This is a genomic window from Streptomyces aurantiogriseus (assembly GCF_014649375.1).
Classification (GTDB): Bacteria; Actinomycetota; Actinomycetes; order Streptomycetales; family Streptomycetaceae; genus Streptomyces; species Streptomyces aurantiogriseus.
In genome coordinates this window covers 508,303-521,820 of the sequence record NZ_BMSX01000001.1, presented here as the reverse complement: position 1 = coordinate 521,820, position 13,518 = coordinate 508,303, and the positions used below count along the sequence as shown (strand labels likewise).

Annotated in this window: 13 protein-coding genes and 1 pseudogene; 6 read left to right on the top strand and 8 right to left on the bottom strand. The window is 68.9% G+C overall.

Translation table 11 applies throughout. The features are described 5' to 3' along the window. Positions 1-73 precede the first annotated feature (73 nt). A pseudogene (locus IE263_RS02465) lies at positions 74-220 on the bottom strand (thiamine biosynthesis protein ThiC); the annotation flags it as partial. 470 nt (positions 221-690) lie between these two features. After that, positions 691-2,493, bottom strand: coding sequence for a phosphomethylpyrimidine synthase ThiC (gene thiC, locus IE263_RS02460; protein ID WP_189931638.1), 1,803 nt, complete (start codon positions 2,491-2,493; stop codon positions 691-693). A gap of 254 nt (positions 2,494-2,747) precedes the next feature. Here thiC and IE263_RS02455 point away from each other — a divergent pair, with 254 nt between their 5' ends. Then, complete coding sequence (locus tag IE263_RS02455; protein WP_189931636.1) at positions 2,748-4,460, top strand: YibE/F family protein; 1,713 nt, start codon at positions 2,748-2,750, stop codon at positions 4,458-4,460. 238 nt (positions 4,461-4,698) lie between these two features. On the opposite strand, the gene IE263_RS02450 is transcribed toward IE263_RS02455, so the two are convergent. The 4 genes from IE263_RS02450 to IE263_RS02435 form a co-directional block, all read right to left on the bottom strand. After that, positions 4,699-5,145, bottom strand: a complete 447-nt coding sequence (locus IE263_RS02450) for an SsgA family sporulation/cell division regulator (protein WP_189931634.1) — start codon at positions 5,143-5,145, stop codon at positions 4,699-4,701. Positions 5,146-5,244: 99 nt separating this feature from the next. Beyond that, on the bottom strand, positions 5,245-6,108 hold the full coding sequence (locus IE263_RS02445; protein ID WP_189931632.1) for an IclR family transcriptional regulator: 864 nt from the start codon (positions 6,106-6,108) through the stop codon (positions 5,245-5,247). A gap of 197 nt (positions 6,109-6,305) precedes the next feature. Then, a complete protein-coding gene (locus IE263_RS02440) occupies positions 6,306-6,518 on the bottom strand; it encodes a DUF5326 family protein (RefSeq protein ID WP_189931629.1) in 213 nt (70 codons plus the stop codon). A gap of 185 nt (positions 6,519-6,703) precedes the next feature. Further along, complete coding sequence (locus tag IE263_RS02435; RefSeq protein WP_189931627.1) at positions 6,704-7,021, bottom strand: cupin domain-containing protein; 318 nt, start codon at positions 7,019-7,021, stop codon at positions 6,704-6,706. A gap of 48 nt (positions 7,022-7,069) precedes the next feature. Here IE263_RS02435 and IE263_RS02430 point away from each other — a divergent pair, with 48 nt between their 5' ends. The 5 genes from IE263_RS02430 (at position 7,070) to IE263_RS02410 (ending at position 10,804) form a co-directional block, all read left to right on the top strand. After that, positions 7,070-7,447 (top strand): phage holin family protein, encoded by a 378-nt coding sequence (locus IE263_RS02430; RefSeq protein ID WP_189931625.1) that lies wholly within the window; start codon positions 7,070-7,072, stop codon positions 7,445-7,447. A 7-nt stretch (positions 7,448-7,454) separates the two neighbouring features. Further along, positions 7,455-7,946, top strand: coding sequence for a low molecular weight protein-tyrosine-phosphatase (locus IE263_RS02425; protein ID WP_189931623.1), 492 nt, complete (start codon positions 7,455-7,457; stop codon positions 7,944-7,946). Further along, positions 7,943-9,097, top strand: coding sequence for a cystathionine gamma-lyase (locus tag IE263_RS02420; RefSeq protein ID WP_189931621.1), 1,155 nt, complete (start codon positions 7,943-7,945; stop codon positions 9,095-9,097). The genes IE263_RS02425 and IE263_RS02420 overlap by 4 nt, the downstream gene beginning before the upstream one ends. Positions 9,098-9,327: 230 nt before the next feature. Next, a complete protein-coding gene (locus tag IE263_RS02415; RefSeq protein WP_189931619.1) occupies positions 9,328-10,233 on the top strand; it encodes a LysR family transcriptional regulator in 906 nt (301 codons plus the stop codon). A gap of 88 nt (positions 10,234-10,321) precedes the next feature. Continuing rightward, positions 10,322-10,804 carry an NUDIX domain-containing protein gene (locus IE263_RS02410; protein WP_189931617.1) on the top strand — a complete coding sequence of 161 codons (483 nt, stop codon included), beginning with the start codon at positions 10,322-10,324 and terminating at the stop codon, positions 10,802-10,804. A gap of 16 nt (positions 10,805-10,820) precedes the next feature. On the opposite strand, the gene IE263_RS02405 is transcribed toward IE263_RS02410, so the two are convergent. Both IE263_RS02405 and IE263_RS02400 read right to left on the bottom strand, forming a co-directional pair. Continuing rightward, complete coding sequence (locus tag IE263_RS02405; protein WP_189931615.1) at positions 10,821-12,368, bottom strand: globin domain-containing protein; 1,548 nt, start codon at positions 12,366-12,368, stop codon at positions 10,821-10,823. Between the two features lie 409 nt (positions 12,369-12,777). Then, a complete protein-coding gene (locus IE263_RS02400) occupies positions 12,778-13,410 on the bottom strand; it encodes an HAD family hydrolase (protein WP_189931613.1) in 633 nt (210 codons plus the stop codon). Positions 13,411-13,518: the final 108 nt, after the last annotated feature.

The following is a 13,518-nucleotide window of genomic DNA, read 5'->3' as shown; positions in this document are numbered from 1 at the left end:
GTCTGCCGAGCCACGGCCCCTGGGCAAGCGTTCTGGGACACCGCCGGGGCGCCGTGGCCGACACCGGTCGACGTCAGTCCGCCAACGGCAGATACACCCGGTTGCCCGCGGCCACGAACTCCTTCGACTTCTGTGCCATCCCTTCCTCGATCCCCGCCCGGCTACCGCCGTGTTCGCGGCGGATGTCCTGGGAGATCTTCATCGACGACAGGTTCGCACCGGAATCACTCATGCAGACACCGTGCCTGATGCACTACGAGTCGTTCCAAATCTTCCTTTGTCGCAGGCGGGTTTGACGCGCCCTCTCCCCCCGGGCTGTCAGCGCAAAGATGGCGCCCATCATCACGCCGACCAGTAGGACCAGAGCAATGTCCGTCGGATGCGTCCGGCTTGTAAGCGCTACCAAAGCGAAAGCCCCGGTCGCTATGGCCCCAGCCACCAGCCCCACCCGCAGCGGATGGAGCGCCGCGTAGCGCTGTGCACGGGTTGGAGGGCGGTCACCGCCCAAGGCGCGGTCCATGGCCCAGAAAAGCCGCACCAGACTCCTGCCGAGCTGTCTCAGCCGTCGAACCGCTCCTGACATGGCGCGAGCGTAAATGCACTGTGCCCGATCGTCCACGAGATCAGCGAAGATCAGCATGGGCCCCTCGCCCCATCGGGAGGGGCCCACGCCGCAAGAACGTTGTCGGCTCAGTCCGCGAGCGGCAGGTACACCCGGTTCCCACTCGCCGCGAACTCCTTCGACTTCTGGAGCATCCCCTCAGCGATCTCCTCGGGAGAAGCCCCCTCAGCCGCGGCACCACCGAACCGCTCTGTGATGCTTTGGCTAATCTTCATCGAACAGAACTTCGGCCCGCACATCGAGCAGAAGTGAGCGGTCTTGGCCGGCTCGGCCGGCAGTGTCTCGTCGTGGAACTCGCGGGCCGTGTCGGGGTCGAGGGCCAGGTTGAACTGGTCCTCCCAGCGGAACTCGAAGCGGGCGTCGGACAGCGCGTCGTCCCATTCCTGCGCACCGGGGTGCCCCTTGGCGAGGTCGGCTGCGTGGGCGGCGATCTTGTAGGTGATGACGCCGGTCTTGACGTCGTCACGGTTGGGCAGGCCCAGATGTTCCTTGGGCGTCACGTAGCAGAGCATGGCCGTGCCCCACCAGGCGATCATCGCGGCACCGATGCCGGAGGTGATGTGGTCGTACGCCGGAGCGACGTCCGTCGTCAGCGGGCCGAGCGTATAGAACGGAGCTTCATCGCAGATCTCCTGCTGAAGGTCGATGTTCTCCTTGATCTTGTGCATCGGGACATGGCCCGGGCCCTCGATCATGGTCTGAACGTTGAAACGCTTCGCGATCCGGTTGAGTTCCCCGAGCGTCCGCAGCTCCGCGAACTGCGCCTCGTCGTTGGCGTCCGCAATCGAACCGGGGCGCAGGCCGTCGCCCAGCGAGTACGTGACGTCGTAGGCGGCGAGGATCTCGCAGAGCTCCTCGAAGTTCTCGTAGAGGAACGATTCCTTGTGGTGGGCCAGGCACCACGCCGCCATGATCGAGCCGCCGCGGGAGACGATGCCGGTCTTGCGGTTCGCCGTCAGAGGGACGTACGGCAGGCGGACACCCGCATGGACCGTCATGTAGTCCACGCCCTGCTCGGCCTGTTCGATGACGGTGTCCTTGTAGATCTCCCAGGTCAGTTCCTCGGCTTTGCCGTCGACCTTCTCGAGGGCTTGGTAGAGCGGGACCGTGCCGATGGGGACGGGGGAGTTGCGCAACACCCACTCGCGGGTGGTGTGGATGTTGCGGCCGGTGGACAGGTCCATGACCGTGTCGGCGCCCCAGCGGGTCGCCCAGGTCATCTTCTCGACCTCCTCCTCGATGGAGGACGTCACCGCCGAGTTGCCGATGTTGGCGTTGACCTTCACCAGGAACCGCTTGCCGATGATCATCGGCTCGATCTCCGGGTGGTTGACGTTCGCGGGCAGGACCGCCCGACCCGCCGCGATTTCCTCGCGGACCACCTCGGGCGAAACGTTCTCCCGGATGGCCACGTACTCCATCTCGGGCGTGATCTCACCCCGACGCGCGTACGCGAGCTGCGTGACCGCCTTGCCGTCGCGGCTGCGGCGCGGCAGGCGTGGCCGTCCGGGGAAGACCGCGTCGAGGTTGCGCAGGCCGCCGCGGGGTGAGGTGTGCTTGATGCCGTCGTCCTCGGGACGGACGGGCCGGCCCGCGTACTCCTCGGTGTCGCCGCGGGCGATGATCCAGTTCTCCCGCAGCGGCGGCAGCCCCCTACGGACATCGGTCTCGACGAGTGGATCGGTGTATGGGCCGGAGGTGTCGTACAGCGTGACCGACTGCCCGTTGGTGAGGTGCACCTGACGGACCGGCACGCGAAGGTCGGGGCGTGTGCCCTCGACATACGCCTTGTGCCAGCCGATGGACTTCCCGGCCTCTTCGTCGGCAGAGATCTGCGTGGAGGCAGGCGTGCGTGCGTCCTTGATGGTCATGAGACCTACTCCCTACGCCGGCATTACCCGGTAACAGGTTCAGCGGTCGACGCAGCGGTTACCGTCGGCCGACGTTTCATGTGAAACATCACTCGGTTCTGGTGACGTTCCACGTGAAACATCGCAAAGACGGAGGTCAGCGCCCTCTCAGCCCGGTGCTCCGAGCTCCCGCGTGTGCAAAGGTTGCCCCCACGCTAGCGGCAATTCGGGCGCGGTGAACAGAGGGCCCCTGTCGTTCTTGCGATGATCGGTCGGTGACCACGACACACCATCCTCCGTACCCACCCCCCGAACCGCCCCGCGGACCGGGCGCCGGAAACGGCAACGGTCCCGGCCCCCGTCCCGGCCCCGGCCTCGGTCCCAGCCTTGGTTCCGGCCCTGGTTCTGGAGCCGACCGCGACTTCACCAGCGCGCACGATCAGGGGCCCACGTACGGAGGCGGCCGTCCCGGATACGGTGGCGCGCCGAGACCGGGCGGCGGTCAGGAGCCGGGCGGTGGGTACGGACCAGGGGCCGGTGGTGGCGAGCACGGCCCCGGTGGTGGCCATGACGACGGCCACGGCCACCGCGACGACGGAGACAGCGGTGGCCACGGTGGCGGTCACGGCGGTCCCGGCGGCGGACACGGGCACTCCCACAGCCACGGCCCGGCCGCTCCCGTCTCCAAGCATCTGCGCAAGGTCATCGCGGCCGTCCTCATCCCGTTCGCCGTGGCCGTGCTCGCCGGGTTGGTCGTGCTGTGGCCCGGCGGTGCCCCGCCGCACGAGCGCACCGGGGTCGGCTTCGACCGGCAGACGCAACAGGCGACGGTCACCAAGGTCGAGAGCGTGAGCTGTTCGTCGGTGAACGCCTCGGGCGACACCCCGACCGGCGACACGTCGACGGCCGAGGGCTCCTCCGCCCAGCAGCAGGCGAACGGCACCTGCAAGAAGGCCACCATCCGGGTCGACACCGGCAAGGACAAGGGCCGTACGTTCACGGAGATCGTGCAGCCCGACCAGTCACGGCAGTTGCACGAGGGCGAGAAGGTCGTGGTCGCCTACGAGCCCTCCGCGCCGAAGGATCTGCAGTACTCGGTCACCGATGTGAACCGCCGAGTCCCGCTGGGAGTGCTCGCCGCGATCTTCGCCGTCGCCGTCGTGGTCGTCGGGCGGCTGCGGGGCGTCATGGCGCTCATCTCACTGGCCATCAGCTTCCTGGTGCTGAACTTCTTCGTCCTGCCCGCGATCCTGCAGGGCTCGAATCCGCTGGTCGTGGCGGTGGTGGGGTCGAGCGCCATCATGCTGATCGCGCTCTATCTGTGTCACGGCCTCTCGGCCCGCACGTCCGTCGCGGTCCTGGGCACGCTCATCTCGCTGCTGCTGATCGGCTTCCTCGGCTCGTGGTTCGTCGACTGGGCCGCGCTGACCGGTAACACGGATGACAACACCGGTCTGATCCACGGCCTGTATCCGTCCATCGACATGAGCGGTCTGCTGCTCGCCGGCATCATCATCGGTTCGCTCGGCGTCCTCGACGACGTGACGGTCACCCAGACGTCGGCGGTCTGGGAGCTGCACGAAGCCAACCCGTCGATGGGCTGGCGCGGGCTGTACCGGGCCGGTATCCGGATCGGCCGTGACCACATCGCGTCCGTGGTCAACACGCTCGTCCTCGCCTACGCCGGTGCGGCGCTGCCCCTGCTGCTGCTCTTCTCGATCGCGCAGAGCAGCGTCGGCACGGTCGCCAACAGCGAACTGGTCGCCGAGGAGATCGTGCGCACGCTGGTGGGCTCGATCGGCCTGGTCGCGTCGGTGCCGGTGACCACGGCTCTCGCGGCTCTGGTGGTCGCGGCCGACCGACCGGAGTCCGGGACGGCACCCAGGCCGGCCGCTCCGGACGCGGTGCCGGGGGCGACGCCGTCCGGTACGGAGGGCTCCGCGCCCCAGGCCACCCGGGGCGGCAGGGGCAGGCGGCGCAAGCGCTGACGCGACCGAGCGTCCGGGCGTCCGGGCGTCCGGGCGTCCGGGCGTCCGGGCCGATCGTCGACACCGGCCCGGACGCCCGGTGCTTCACCTCTGGGCGAGTTCCTCGCCTCTCTGCCTCGCGCTTCTGCTGCAAGCCGGCTACAAGCCCGCGCGCGGCAACGCCCCTGCCCGGAAGAAGCGTTCCTGCGTACCCCCTCCCCACGCTGAAGCGTTCCGCCACCATGCCTCGGCGCATCATTCAGCCGGCGCTCTGCTCCTCCGCCAGGATCCGGTCCAGCGCCTCGTCGAGATGTGCGTCGAAGTCGGCCAGCGCGCCCTCCTGCCCCAGCGGCACCAGCTTGTCGGTACGGTCGAGGAAAGCCACGAGCGGAGCCGCCGAGGAGCGGAACACCGCCTGGTCACCGCCGACCTGAAGCCGGATCAGAACCTCGCCCAAAGAGCCCGGATCGAGGGGCGCGACCCGCACGTCCCCCTCGCCGCATGGCCTGCCCACCCCGTCGATCAGCAGCTCCCGCCCGAAAGCCCAGGTCACCGGGGCGTCACCGGGCAGGTGAAAAGTGAGCCGTACGGCATAGGGATCGCAGGTCTCGTAGCCCAGCTCCACCGGGATGCGGAAAGAGAGCTCATCGGAGACGAGAAAACTCATCATCACCTCTGCCTGTACTGCCTGTACGGACTCGCGCATCGCCTTACCCCGTCGTTCGCCGTCGACTGGCTGGGAATGTACCCCGGATACTGCAGGCATCTTGCTGAACGTACACAACTGATCACAAGGAGTGAGTTTTCAGATACTGATAGAGATCGCAAGCGAACCCAGCATCCGTCCGGCCTCGTTCTGCAGTTGCTGCGCCGCCGACGCCAGCCGGTCGGCCTGGTGGGCGGGCAGGGAGATGGCCATGGTGGCCGCTGTGGTGCCCACGGTGATGGGGATCGCGGCGCACACCGTGCCCAGCGCGTACTCCTGCCGTTCGACAACCGTCTCCATCCGCTGCACGCGGGCCAACCGCCGCATCAGCGTGTGGTCGTCCCGGACGGTGAAGGGGGTGATCGACTGCACCGGATAGCGGTCCAGGTGGTCGCGGCGGGACTCCTCGTCCAGCTGGGACAGCAGACACTGGCCGATGGCGTGCGCATGCCCGGTCTCACGGAAGTCGGCCCATTCCTCTACCGCCGGATTTCCCGGGGTGTCGGAGACGCACACGACCTCGATCTCACCTTCGCGGTACACGGCGTAGTACACCGGAACGCCGATCACATCACGCCAATGGGCGAGGGTGTCGACGACCGTGCTGCGACGTTTCTGCGCCGCCCCGCTGCTGCCCAGCCGCTCGGCCGCCTCCCCGAGGAAGAACAGCCCCTTGTCCCGGCGGAGATAGCCCTCGTGCACGAGGGTGCGCAGCAGGTGGTACGCCGTGGGGAGCGCGAGGCCGGTTTCCCGGGCCAGTTGTTTGGCCGGGGCGCCGCACGCGTGCTCGGCGACGGTTTCCAGCAGGCGCATCGCGCGCTGCACGGAGCCGATGAGGGTCGTGGCGGAGTGCGGCTGCTCGGGGACGCCGCTGCTCGGCGGGCGCTGGAGCGGGGGTGCGGTGGAACACGGCCGGGTGGGGGGTGCGTACGGTTTCGCTGAGGCGGTGTCAACCGTGGCCAAGGGTCACTCCCGAAGCGCGAGAGGGCGGTCCGTGCGGGGAAACACGGGAGGGGGAAACGCCGCTCGCGGGGGTCGTCCCCGCGTCGGGTTCCGGACTCTAACCGTCCACCACCGCTTGTGAACGGGCTGTCCTGGAAACTTCCCCCGGCCGAGGGAACCGGCGATTCCTGTTACCGATCACCGGCTCCCCGCACCGCTCACCAGTCGCCGCGCGAGGAGGAAGTCGACGTGAACTTCCGTACGACGTAGATCAGTCCGCCGACCAACGCCACGAAGACCAGCAGCTTGAAGAGCAGGCCGATCACGAAGCCGACAACGCTGGCTATCAGGCCGCCGAACACCACCAGGGCGATGACCGGCACGGCCACCCACTTCACCCACCACGGCAGTCCCGCAAAGATCTCTCGCATCGCCCTCGTCCTCGCCCTCGTCCAGTCCGTGGTCCGGCACCTTCGACGGGCCGGATCCTTTCGATGTCCTGCCGTCGATGCTAGGTCCGACCGGGGTGCCGGCGGGGGCCTCGCATCCCTTGTCCTCCCCTGACCGATCCCCTAGGGAACCCGGAGGCGGCACATCGGCTCCCGGGCGGAGACGGTCAGCCCTCGGGCGGCGAGAACACGACCAGGACCCGCAGGTCCTCGCTGATGTGATGGAACTTGTGGGCGACCCCGGCCGGCACGTACACGACGCTGCCGCGCGCCACCTGGGTGGTCTCCATGCCGACGGTGAGGGAGGCCCGCCCGCTCACGACGAAGTACACCTCGTCCTGGTTGTGCGGGTTCTGTGGATCATGTTCCCCGGCATTCAGCGCGTACAGCCCGACCGACATGTTCCGCTCCCGCAGAAACTGCAGGTAGGCGCCGTCATTGGCGGCTCGCTCCGCCTCCAGTTCGTCCAGCCGGAATGCCTTCATCGCCCTCGTCCACGCTCGTAGCCGATCTCTTCTGCCACGATCAGACACATGAAGAATTTCGTAGTCAAGACGATCGCCAACGCGGGCGCCCTGGCGGTCGCCGTCTGGCTGCTAGACAAGATCACTCTGACCGGCGACAGCACGGGCAAAAAGACCGGCACCCTGCTCCTGGTGGCGCTGCTCTTCGGCCTGGTCAACTTCCTCGTCAAGCCGATCGTGCAGGTGCTGACCTTCCCGCTCTTCATCCTCACGCTCGGCCTGATCACGCTGGTCGTCAACGCACTCATGCTGCTGCTCACGTCGTGGCTGGCCGACGTGCTCGACCTGAGCTTCCACGTCGAGGGCTTCTGGACCGCGGTCCTCGGCGGTCTGATCATCTCCGTCGTCTCCTGGGCGCTCAACGTCGTCCTGCCCGACAAGGACTGAACCCGCGATGACCTATCGCGTCTGCTTCGTCTGCACCGGCAACATCTGCCGCTCCCCGATGGCCGAGTCGGTCTTCCGCGCACGCGTGGAGGAGGCCGGCCTCGACGGGCTGGTCGAGGTCGACAGCGCCGGCACGGGCGACTGGCACGTGGGCGAGGGCGCCGACCCGCGCACCGTCTCCGTCCTCGAGGAGAATGGTTACGCCATCGCCCACACGGCCCGTATGTTCGAGCGGTCCTGGTTCGCCCGCCTCGACCTCGTGATCGCTCTGGACTCCGGCCACCTCAGGGCCCTGCGCCGCCTCGCCCCCACCGACGAGGACGCCCGGAAGGTGCGCCTGCTGCGGGCCTACGACCCCGCCGCCCAGGACGACCTCGACGTCCCCGACCCCTACTACGGGGGCAGGGACGGCTTCGAGGAATGCCTTGAGATGGTGGAGGAGGCGAGCGTCGGTCTGCTCGCCGCGGTGCGTGAGGACGTGGAAGGACGAGTGGCATGAGCGATTCCGCTACGGGCGATGGCTTCCCCAGCGCCGGCGAGGGCACGCGGGCGGTCCGAGCGGGTCTTCCCGACCCGGTGAAGTACGAGCCGCACCTGCCGGGTCCGGTGTTCGCCGCCCACTTCCACCTGCCGGGCGAGCCCACGGGCCCGTACACCTACGGCCGTGACGAGAACCCGACCTGGACCCACCTGGAGCACGCCATCGGCGAGCTGGAGGCGCCGGGGCAGGACGGCGTCGAGACGCTCGTGTTCGCCTCCGGCATGGCCGCGATCTCGTCGGTGCTCTTCTCCCAGCTGCGCGCCGGGGACGCCGTCGTCCTTCCCAGTGACGGCTACCAGGCGCTGCCCCTGGTCCGCACCCAGCTGGAGGCGTACGGGATCGAGGTGCGCACCGCGCCGACCGGTGACGACGCCCAGCTCGACGTTCTCGACGGCGCGAAGCTGCTGTGGATCGAGTCGCCGTCGAACCCCGAGCTCGATGTGTGCGACATCCGGCGGCTCGTCGAGTCGGCACACGCGCGTGGCGCCCTGGTGGCCGTCGACAACACCCTCGCGACGCCGCTCGGCCAGCGCCCGCTGGGACTCGGCGCCGACTTCTCGGTGGCCAGCGGCACCAAGCAGCTCACCGGACATGGCGACGTCCTCCTCGGCTACGTCACCGGACGCTCCGGCGAGGCAATGACGGCCGTACGGCGCTGGCGCAAGATCGTCGGGGCGATTCCGGGGCCCATGGAGGCCTGGCTGGCGCACCGGTCGATCGCCACGCTGCAGTTGCGCGTCGACCGGCAGAACGCCAGTGCCCTGGCCGTCGCCGAGGCGCTGCGGGGGAGGCCCGAGGTGACCGGGCTGCGGTACCCGGGGCTGCCCGACGACCCGTCCCACAAGGTCGCCTCGCGGCAGATGCGGCGCTATGGGTGCGTGGTCTCCTTCACGCTGCCCACGCGCGCGCGTGCCGAGCGTTTTCTCGAGGCGCTGCGGCTCGTGGACGACGCGACGAGCTTCGGCGGGGTGCGGTCGACGGCCGAGCGACGCGGGCGCTGGGGCGGGGACGCGGTGCCGGAGGGCTTCATCCGCCTGTCGGTCGGCGCCGAGGATCCCGAGGACCTGGTGGCGGACGTACTGCGTGCGCTGGAGGAGTCGGCGCGGTGACTGTTCCACGGACGCCTTGGTGGTGTCCCGCTACGTACATCGGACGGTCCGAGCCTCCCCCCTCGTGGCTCGGACCGTCCGCGGTTCTGCGCGCGAAGAACCGCGCGACCAAGGCTAGTTGACTCTGTGTCAGTGTCCAATCACAGTAGCGACAGAGACCTATCGACTTATTTATAGTTGGGCCCTGCCTCGGGGCCGGGAGAAGGGCAGGGGAAGGGGGAGGGCGCTCCATGGATCTGGCCTTGCTGCGCACCTTCGTGACCGTGCACCGGGCCGGCTCCTTCACCCGCGCCGCCGCCCTGCTGGGCCTCTCCCAGCCGGCCGTGACCTCCCAGATCCGCACGCTGGAGCGGCAGCTGGGGCGTCCCCTGTTCCTGCGCCAGGCCCGCGGCGTCACGCCGACGACCATCGGTGACGAGCTCGCCCACAAGGCGGCCCCCCACCTCGACGCGTTGGTGGAGATCGCCGAGACCGGCCTCGACGACGAGTCCTCCGTACGGACGCTGCACCTGGCCGGCCCACCCGAGTTCACCGCGGAGCGTGCTCTTCCCGCCCTCACCGAGCTGACCGGCGAGGACGGGCAGGGGCTCGCCCTGCGCGCCTCCTTCGGTACCACCGAGGAGGTCCTGGAAGGGCTGGCCGCCGGCCACCACGACCTGGCCATCAGTACGGCCCGGCCACGAGGCGCCCTGCTCACCGCCACCCCGCTGTGCGACGAGGAACACGTCCTCGTCGCCGCCCCGCGCCAAGCCGAGGTGATCGGTGCCCAGAAGCTGCGTCGCAGGGGCGCGTCCGCTCTGGAGAACCTCCCTGTCGTCGAGGTCCACGAGTCGCTGCCCTTCGTCTCCCGCTACTGGGCCTCCGTCTTCGACTCCCGCCCCGCGGCCTCGGGCACCGTCATCGTTCCCGATCTGCGTGCCGTGCTCGCCTGTGCGATCGCGGGCGCCGGCCTGGCGGTGTTGCCCCGCTATCTGTGCGCGGCCGCCCTGGAGCGCGGTGACGTGGTCGAACTGCTTGAGCCCGCGGTGCCGCCGCTGCGGACATATGTGCTGGTGGTGCGCACCGGCACGCTGGCGATGCCGCATATCGCGCGGGCCCACGAGTGGCTGCTGAGGACGGCCGCCGACTGGTGCTGACCAGGCACTTTCGCGGCCTCACGGAGTGAGCTCGTCCGATGACATTTTGCGATGTTTCACGTGGAACCAGCCGGGCCACATTTCTCCCATGACCGTCCGACCCGTGGTCAAGCGCACCGCCCGCGCCGTTCTGCTGGACGGCGACGACTTGATCCTGATCAAGCGCACGAAACCCGGCATGGATCCCTACTGGTTGACGCCCGGGGGCGGGGTCGAGCCGGAGGACCCGACCGTCGTCGACGCCCTGCACCGCGAGGTGTACGAGGAACTCGGCGCCAAGATCACCGATGTGGTGCCCTGTTTCGTCGACACCGTCGAGCACATCGGCGAGGACGGTGGCGCGACCGGTGTGAAGGTGCAGCACTTCTTCGTCTGCCGTCTGGGATCCATGGACCCGGCCCTGCGGCACGGCCCCGAGGTCGACGAGCCCGTCGGCGAGTACGAGATCGTCAGAGTGCCGTTCACCCGCGTCGGCATCGCCTCGGTCCACCTCGTACCGCTGTCTCTGCGGCACTACCTCGACGGCAACATCGAGGGCGTACGGGCCATGCACGCACCCGACCTGGGATGACGTTCGGGACGCCGGGTCAGTCTCCGGCGGTGACGAGCTCTTCGACCGAGTCGTGGCGTATGCGCTCCACCGGGATACCGACGCCGCGGAGGGCGTCCACTCCGCTGCGGATCATGCCGGGTGGGCCGGAGACATAGGCGTCGTACTCGATCCAGGGGCCGAAGGCGCGTATGGCGTCGGGGAGCTGGAGCAGCCCGTCCCGGTCCACCACCGGGCGGACCTCCAGCCAGGGGTGGGACTGCTGGAGCCGCAGCATCGTGTCGATGTCGTACAGGTCGTGGTCGCTGCGGGCGCCGTAGAAGACCTCGACCGGGCGGCGGGCGCCGTGCTCGGCGACATCCTCGACCAGCGCCTTGATGGGGGCTATGCCGGTGCCGCCGCCCAGACAGAGCAGCCCGCTGTCGCTGGTGTGGTCGACGGTCATGGAGCCGGCGGGCGGGCCGAGGCGGACGACGTCGCCGGGCCGGGCGCGGTGCACCAGCGCGTTGGAGACCCAGCCCGCGGGGATCGCCTTCACGTGGAAGGTCAGCAGTCCGTCGGAGCGGGGCGCGGAGGCGAAGGAGTAGTGCCGCCAGATCCGCGGCCACCACGGCGTCTCGAGGCTCGCGTACTGCCCGGCGAGGAAGGGGTAGGGCTGGTCGGGGCGCAGGGTGAGGACGGCGATGTCGGCGGTTCTCAGGTCGTGGGAGACGACCTCCGCGTACCACCAGGCCGGTGCGCGCAGCTCGTCCGCGGCCGCGGCATCGATCATGACCTGGGAGATCGTCGTGTACGTCCGGACCCAGGCCGCCTCCGTCTCGGCGTCCCACACGGACTCGGCGTACTTGCTCAGCGCGCCGATAAGGCACTCGCCGACGGCCGGGTAGTGCTCGGCGCGAGTGCCGTACTTGCGGTGGCCGCGGCCGAGGTTCTGCAGGTAGTCGACGAGGACCGGGGTGTTGTCGATGTGCTCGGCGGCGGTGAGCAGGGCCTTGAGCAGCCGGTCCCGCTGGGCGTCCATCGCGGGCGGGAAGAGCGAACGCAGGTCGGGGTGGCGGACGAAGAGCAGTGCGTAGAAGTACGAGGTGACCTTGTCGGCGGCGGGGGCCACCTCGGCCATGGTCCGCCGGACGAGGACGGCGTCCGGGGAGGGGTTCCCCGTGGGGGCGGACCGTTGGGTGGGCACGCGGGGATCGGCGGGGGCTGGTGGCGGGACAGGTGCCTGAGGCTCCGCGGATGCGGGCGCCTCGGCCTCTGCGGGTTCCTGGATCTGGACGGACGCCGGGGGCTGTGCGGGTTGCTGGGGCTGGTCGCTCGTGAACGTGGTCGACGTGGAGGGAGGCGTGGGTATGCGGGGGGTCGGGTTCTCGGCCTCGTTCTGGGGCGGTTCGCCGTCGGGGTCGGCTGTGCCCCTGTTCACTGGGCGCAGTGCGGCCAGGCGGTGGCCTTCGGAGGTTCCCTGCTCGCTGCCGGCAGCCGGTATCGGCTGCTGACGCGGCGTGAACCATCCGTCCCCGCCGCCGGACGTGCCGTTGTCGGCCGACCTGGTGGTCGGAGCGTCCATGGTGTGCCTCGCCTCGAACATCTCTCGGTCGGTCTGCGCACTTCCACGTTCGGAAGGTGCCTGCTTCCCCCGCAGACGGCTTGGTTTTGCGTTCCGTTCCGTTCACGGCCGGTGCGGCCGCAGTCCACCCGTATTTCTGCTGCGTACGGTCACGTAAGGCGAGAGTGCGACATGGGCCGCAGTCCTCTCACCGCAGCATCCCACCGCCTGCGGATGCCTCGGCCGCATAACCGAAATCGCGGGTCTTCGATCTCTCCGTCCCGTTAGGCTGCATTGCCCTGCTCTCGGCCCGCACGGAATGTGTGCACGGCATCTTGTGCATCTCGCCCCGGACACGAACCGGAGTCGACCATACCGGGCGCCGCTCCCCGCACAAGTCCCCCTTCCCTCCCTCGACGAAGACCAGGGTTCGAACCGTCGATTCCTTCAATTACGGGGTGTGGTCCACCAATTCATAGGCATCCCACAGATCCTTCCCCACATAGGAGTGGGTCGCGATGCCCGAGAGATGGCTGTCCGCATTGACCGCCACGGAGACGGGCACCACGCCGAACAGGTCCTTGTCCGAGAGTGAATCGCCATACGCGACGCAGTCGTCCCGCGTCAGCCCGAACTCCCCGCACAGCCGGTCGGCAATCAGCACCTTCGCCGCGGCACTGAGCACTCCCGCCGGGTCCACGGGCTCGGTGAAAGGCACCGCCGGAAAGCGGGAACCGTAGGCGGCGTGGGCGCCCCACCCGGTCAATCGCTCCACGAAGAAGGAAGGCGAGAGGGATACGACCGCGCAGTACTCCCCTCGGCTCCTGATCTCCGCCCAGACCTCGCGAATGCGCGCCAGCCAGGGAGCCGCCTCGAAGGCCGCCGTCACATGTGCGTCGGTGAGCTGCGCCCAGAGGGCGTGCACCTGTGTCGCGTACTCCGGCGGCCCGATACGTCCTGCCGAGATTGCCCGGTCCAATGCGACCGTCTCTGCTTCCAGTCCGAGTTGACGCGAAATCTCGACCGGTGCTGATGTCCCGTACAGCAACGTGCCGTCAAGATCGAAGAGATGAAGTCTCGTCACGGGCCGAGGCTAACGGGAGGTACCGACAGCACCTTGCGAGGGTGACCAAGGGTCCGCTGCTCGCCGATGTTTCACGTGAAACGTCCCCCGCCTGTCGGCATGCTGTGG

What these genes read in the sequence shown, in the direction of transcription:
- thiC (WP_189931638.1), bottom strand. Translation starts at nt 2,493, where the DNA reads ATGACCATCAAGGACGCACGCACGCCTGCCTCCACGCAGATCTCTGCC.
- IE263_RS02450 (WP_189931634.1), bottom strand. Translation starts at nt 5,145, where the DNA reads ATGCGCGAGTCCGTACAGGCAGTACAGGCAGAGGTGATGATGAGTTTT.
- IE263_RS02440 (WP_189931629.1), bottom strand. Translation starts at nt 6,518, where the DNA reads ATGCGAGAGATCTTTGCGGGACTGCCGTGGTGGGTGAAGTGGGTGGCC.
- IE263_RS02435 (WP_189931627.1), bottom strand. Translation starts at nt 7,021, where the DNA reads ATGAAGGCATTCCGGCTGGACGAACTGGAGGCGGAGCGAGCCGCCAAT.
- IE263_RS02430 (WP_189931625.1), top strand. Translation starts at nt 7,070, where the DNA reads ATGAAGAATTTCGTAGTCAAGACGATCGCCAACGCGGGCGCCCTGGCG.
- IE263_RS02425 (WP_189931623.1), top strand. Translation starts at nt 7,455, where the DNA reads ATGACCTATCGCGTCTGCTTCGTCTGCACCGGCAACATCTGCCGCTCC.
- IE263_RS02420 (WP_189931621.1), top strand. Translation starts at nt 7,943, where the DNA reads ATGAGCGATTCCGCTACGGGCGATGGCTTCCCCAGCGCCGGCGAGGGC.
- IE263_RS02415 (WP_189931619.1), top strand. Translation starts at nt 9,328, where the DNA reads ATGGATCTGGCCTTGCTGCGCACCTTCGTGACCGTGCACCGGGCCGGC.
- IE263_RS02410 (WP_189931617.1), top strand. Translation starts at nt 10,322, where the DNA reads ATGACCGTCCGACCCGTGGTCAAGCGCACCGCCCGCGCCGTTCTGCTG.
- IE263_RS02405 (WP_189931615.1), bottom strand. Translation starts at nt 12,368, where the DNA reads ATGTTCGAGGCGAGGCACACCATGGACGCTCCGACCACCAGGTCGGCC.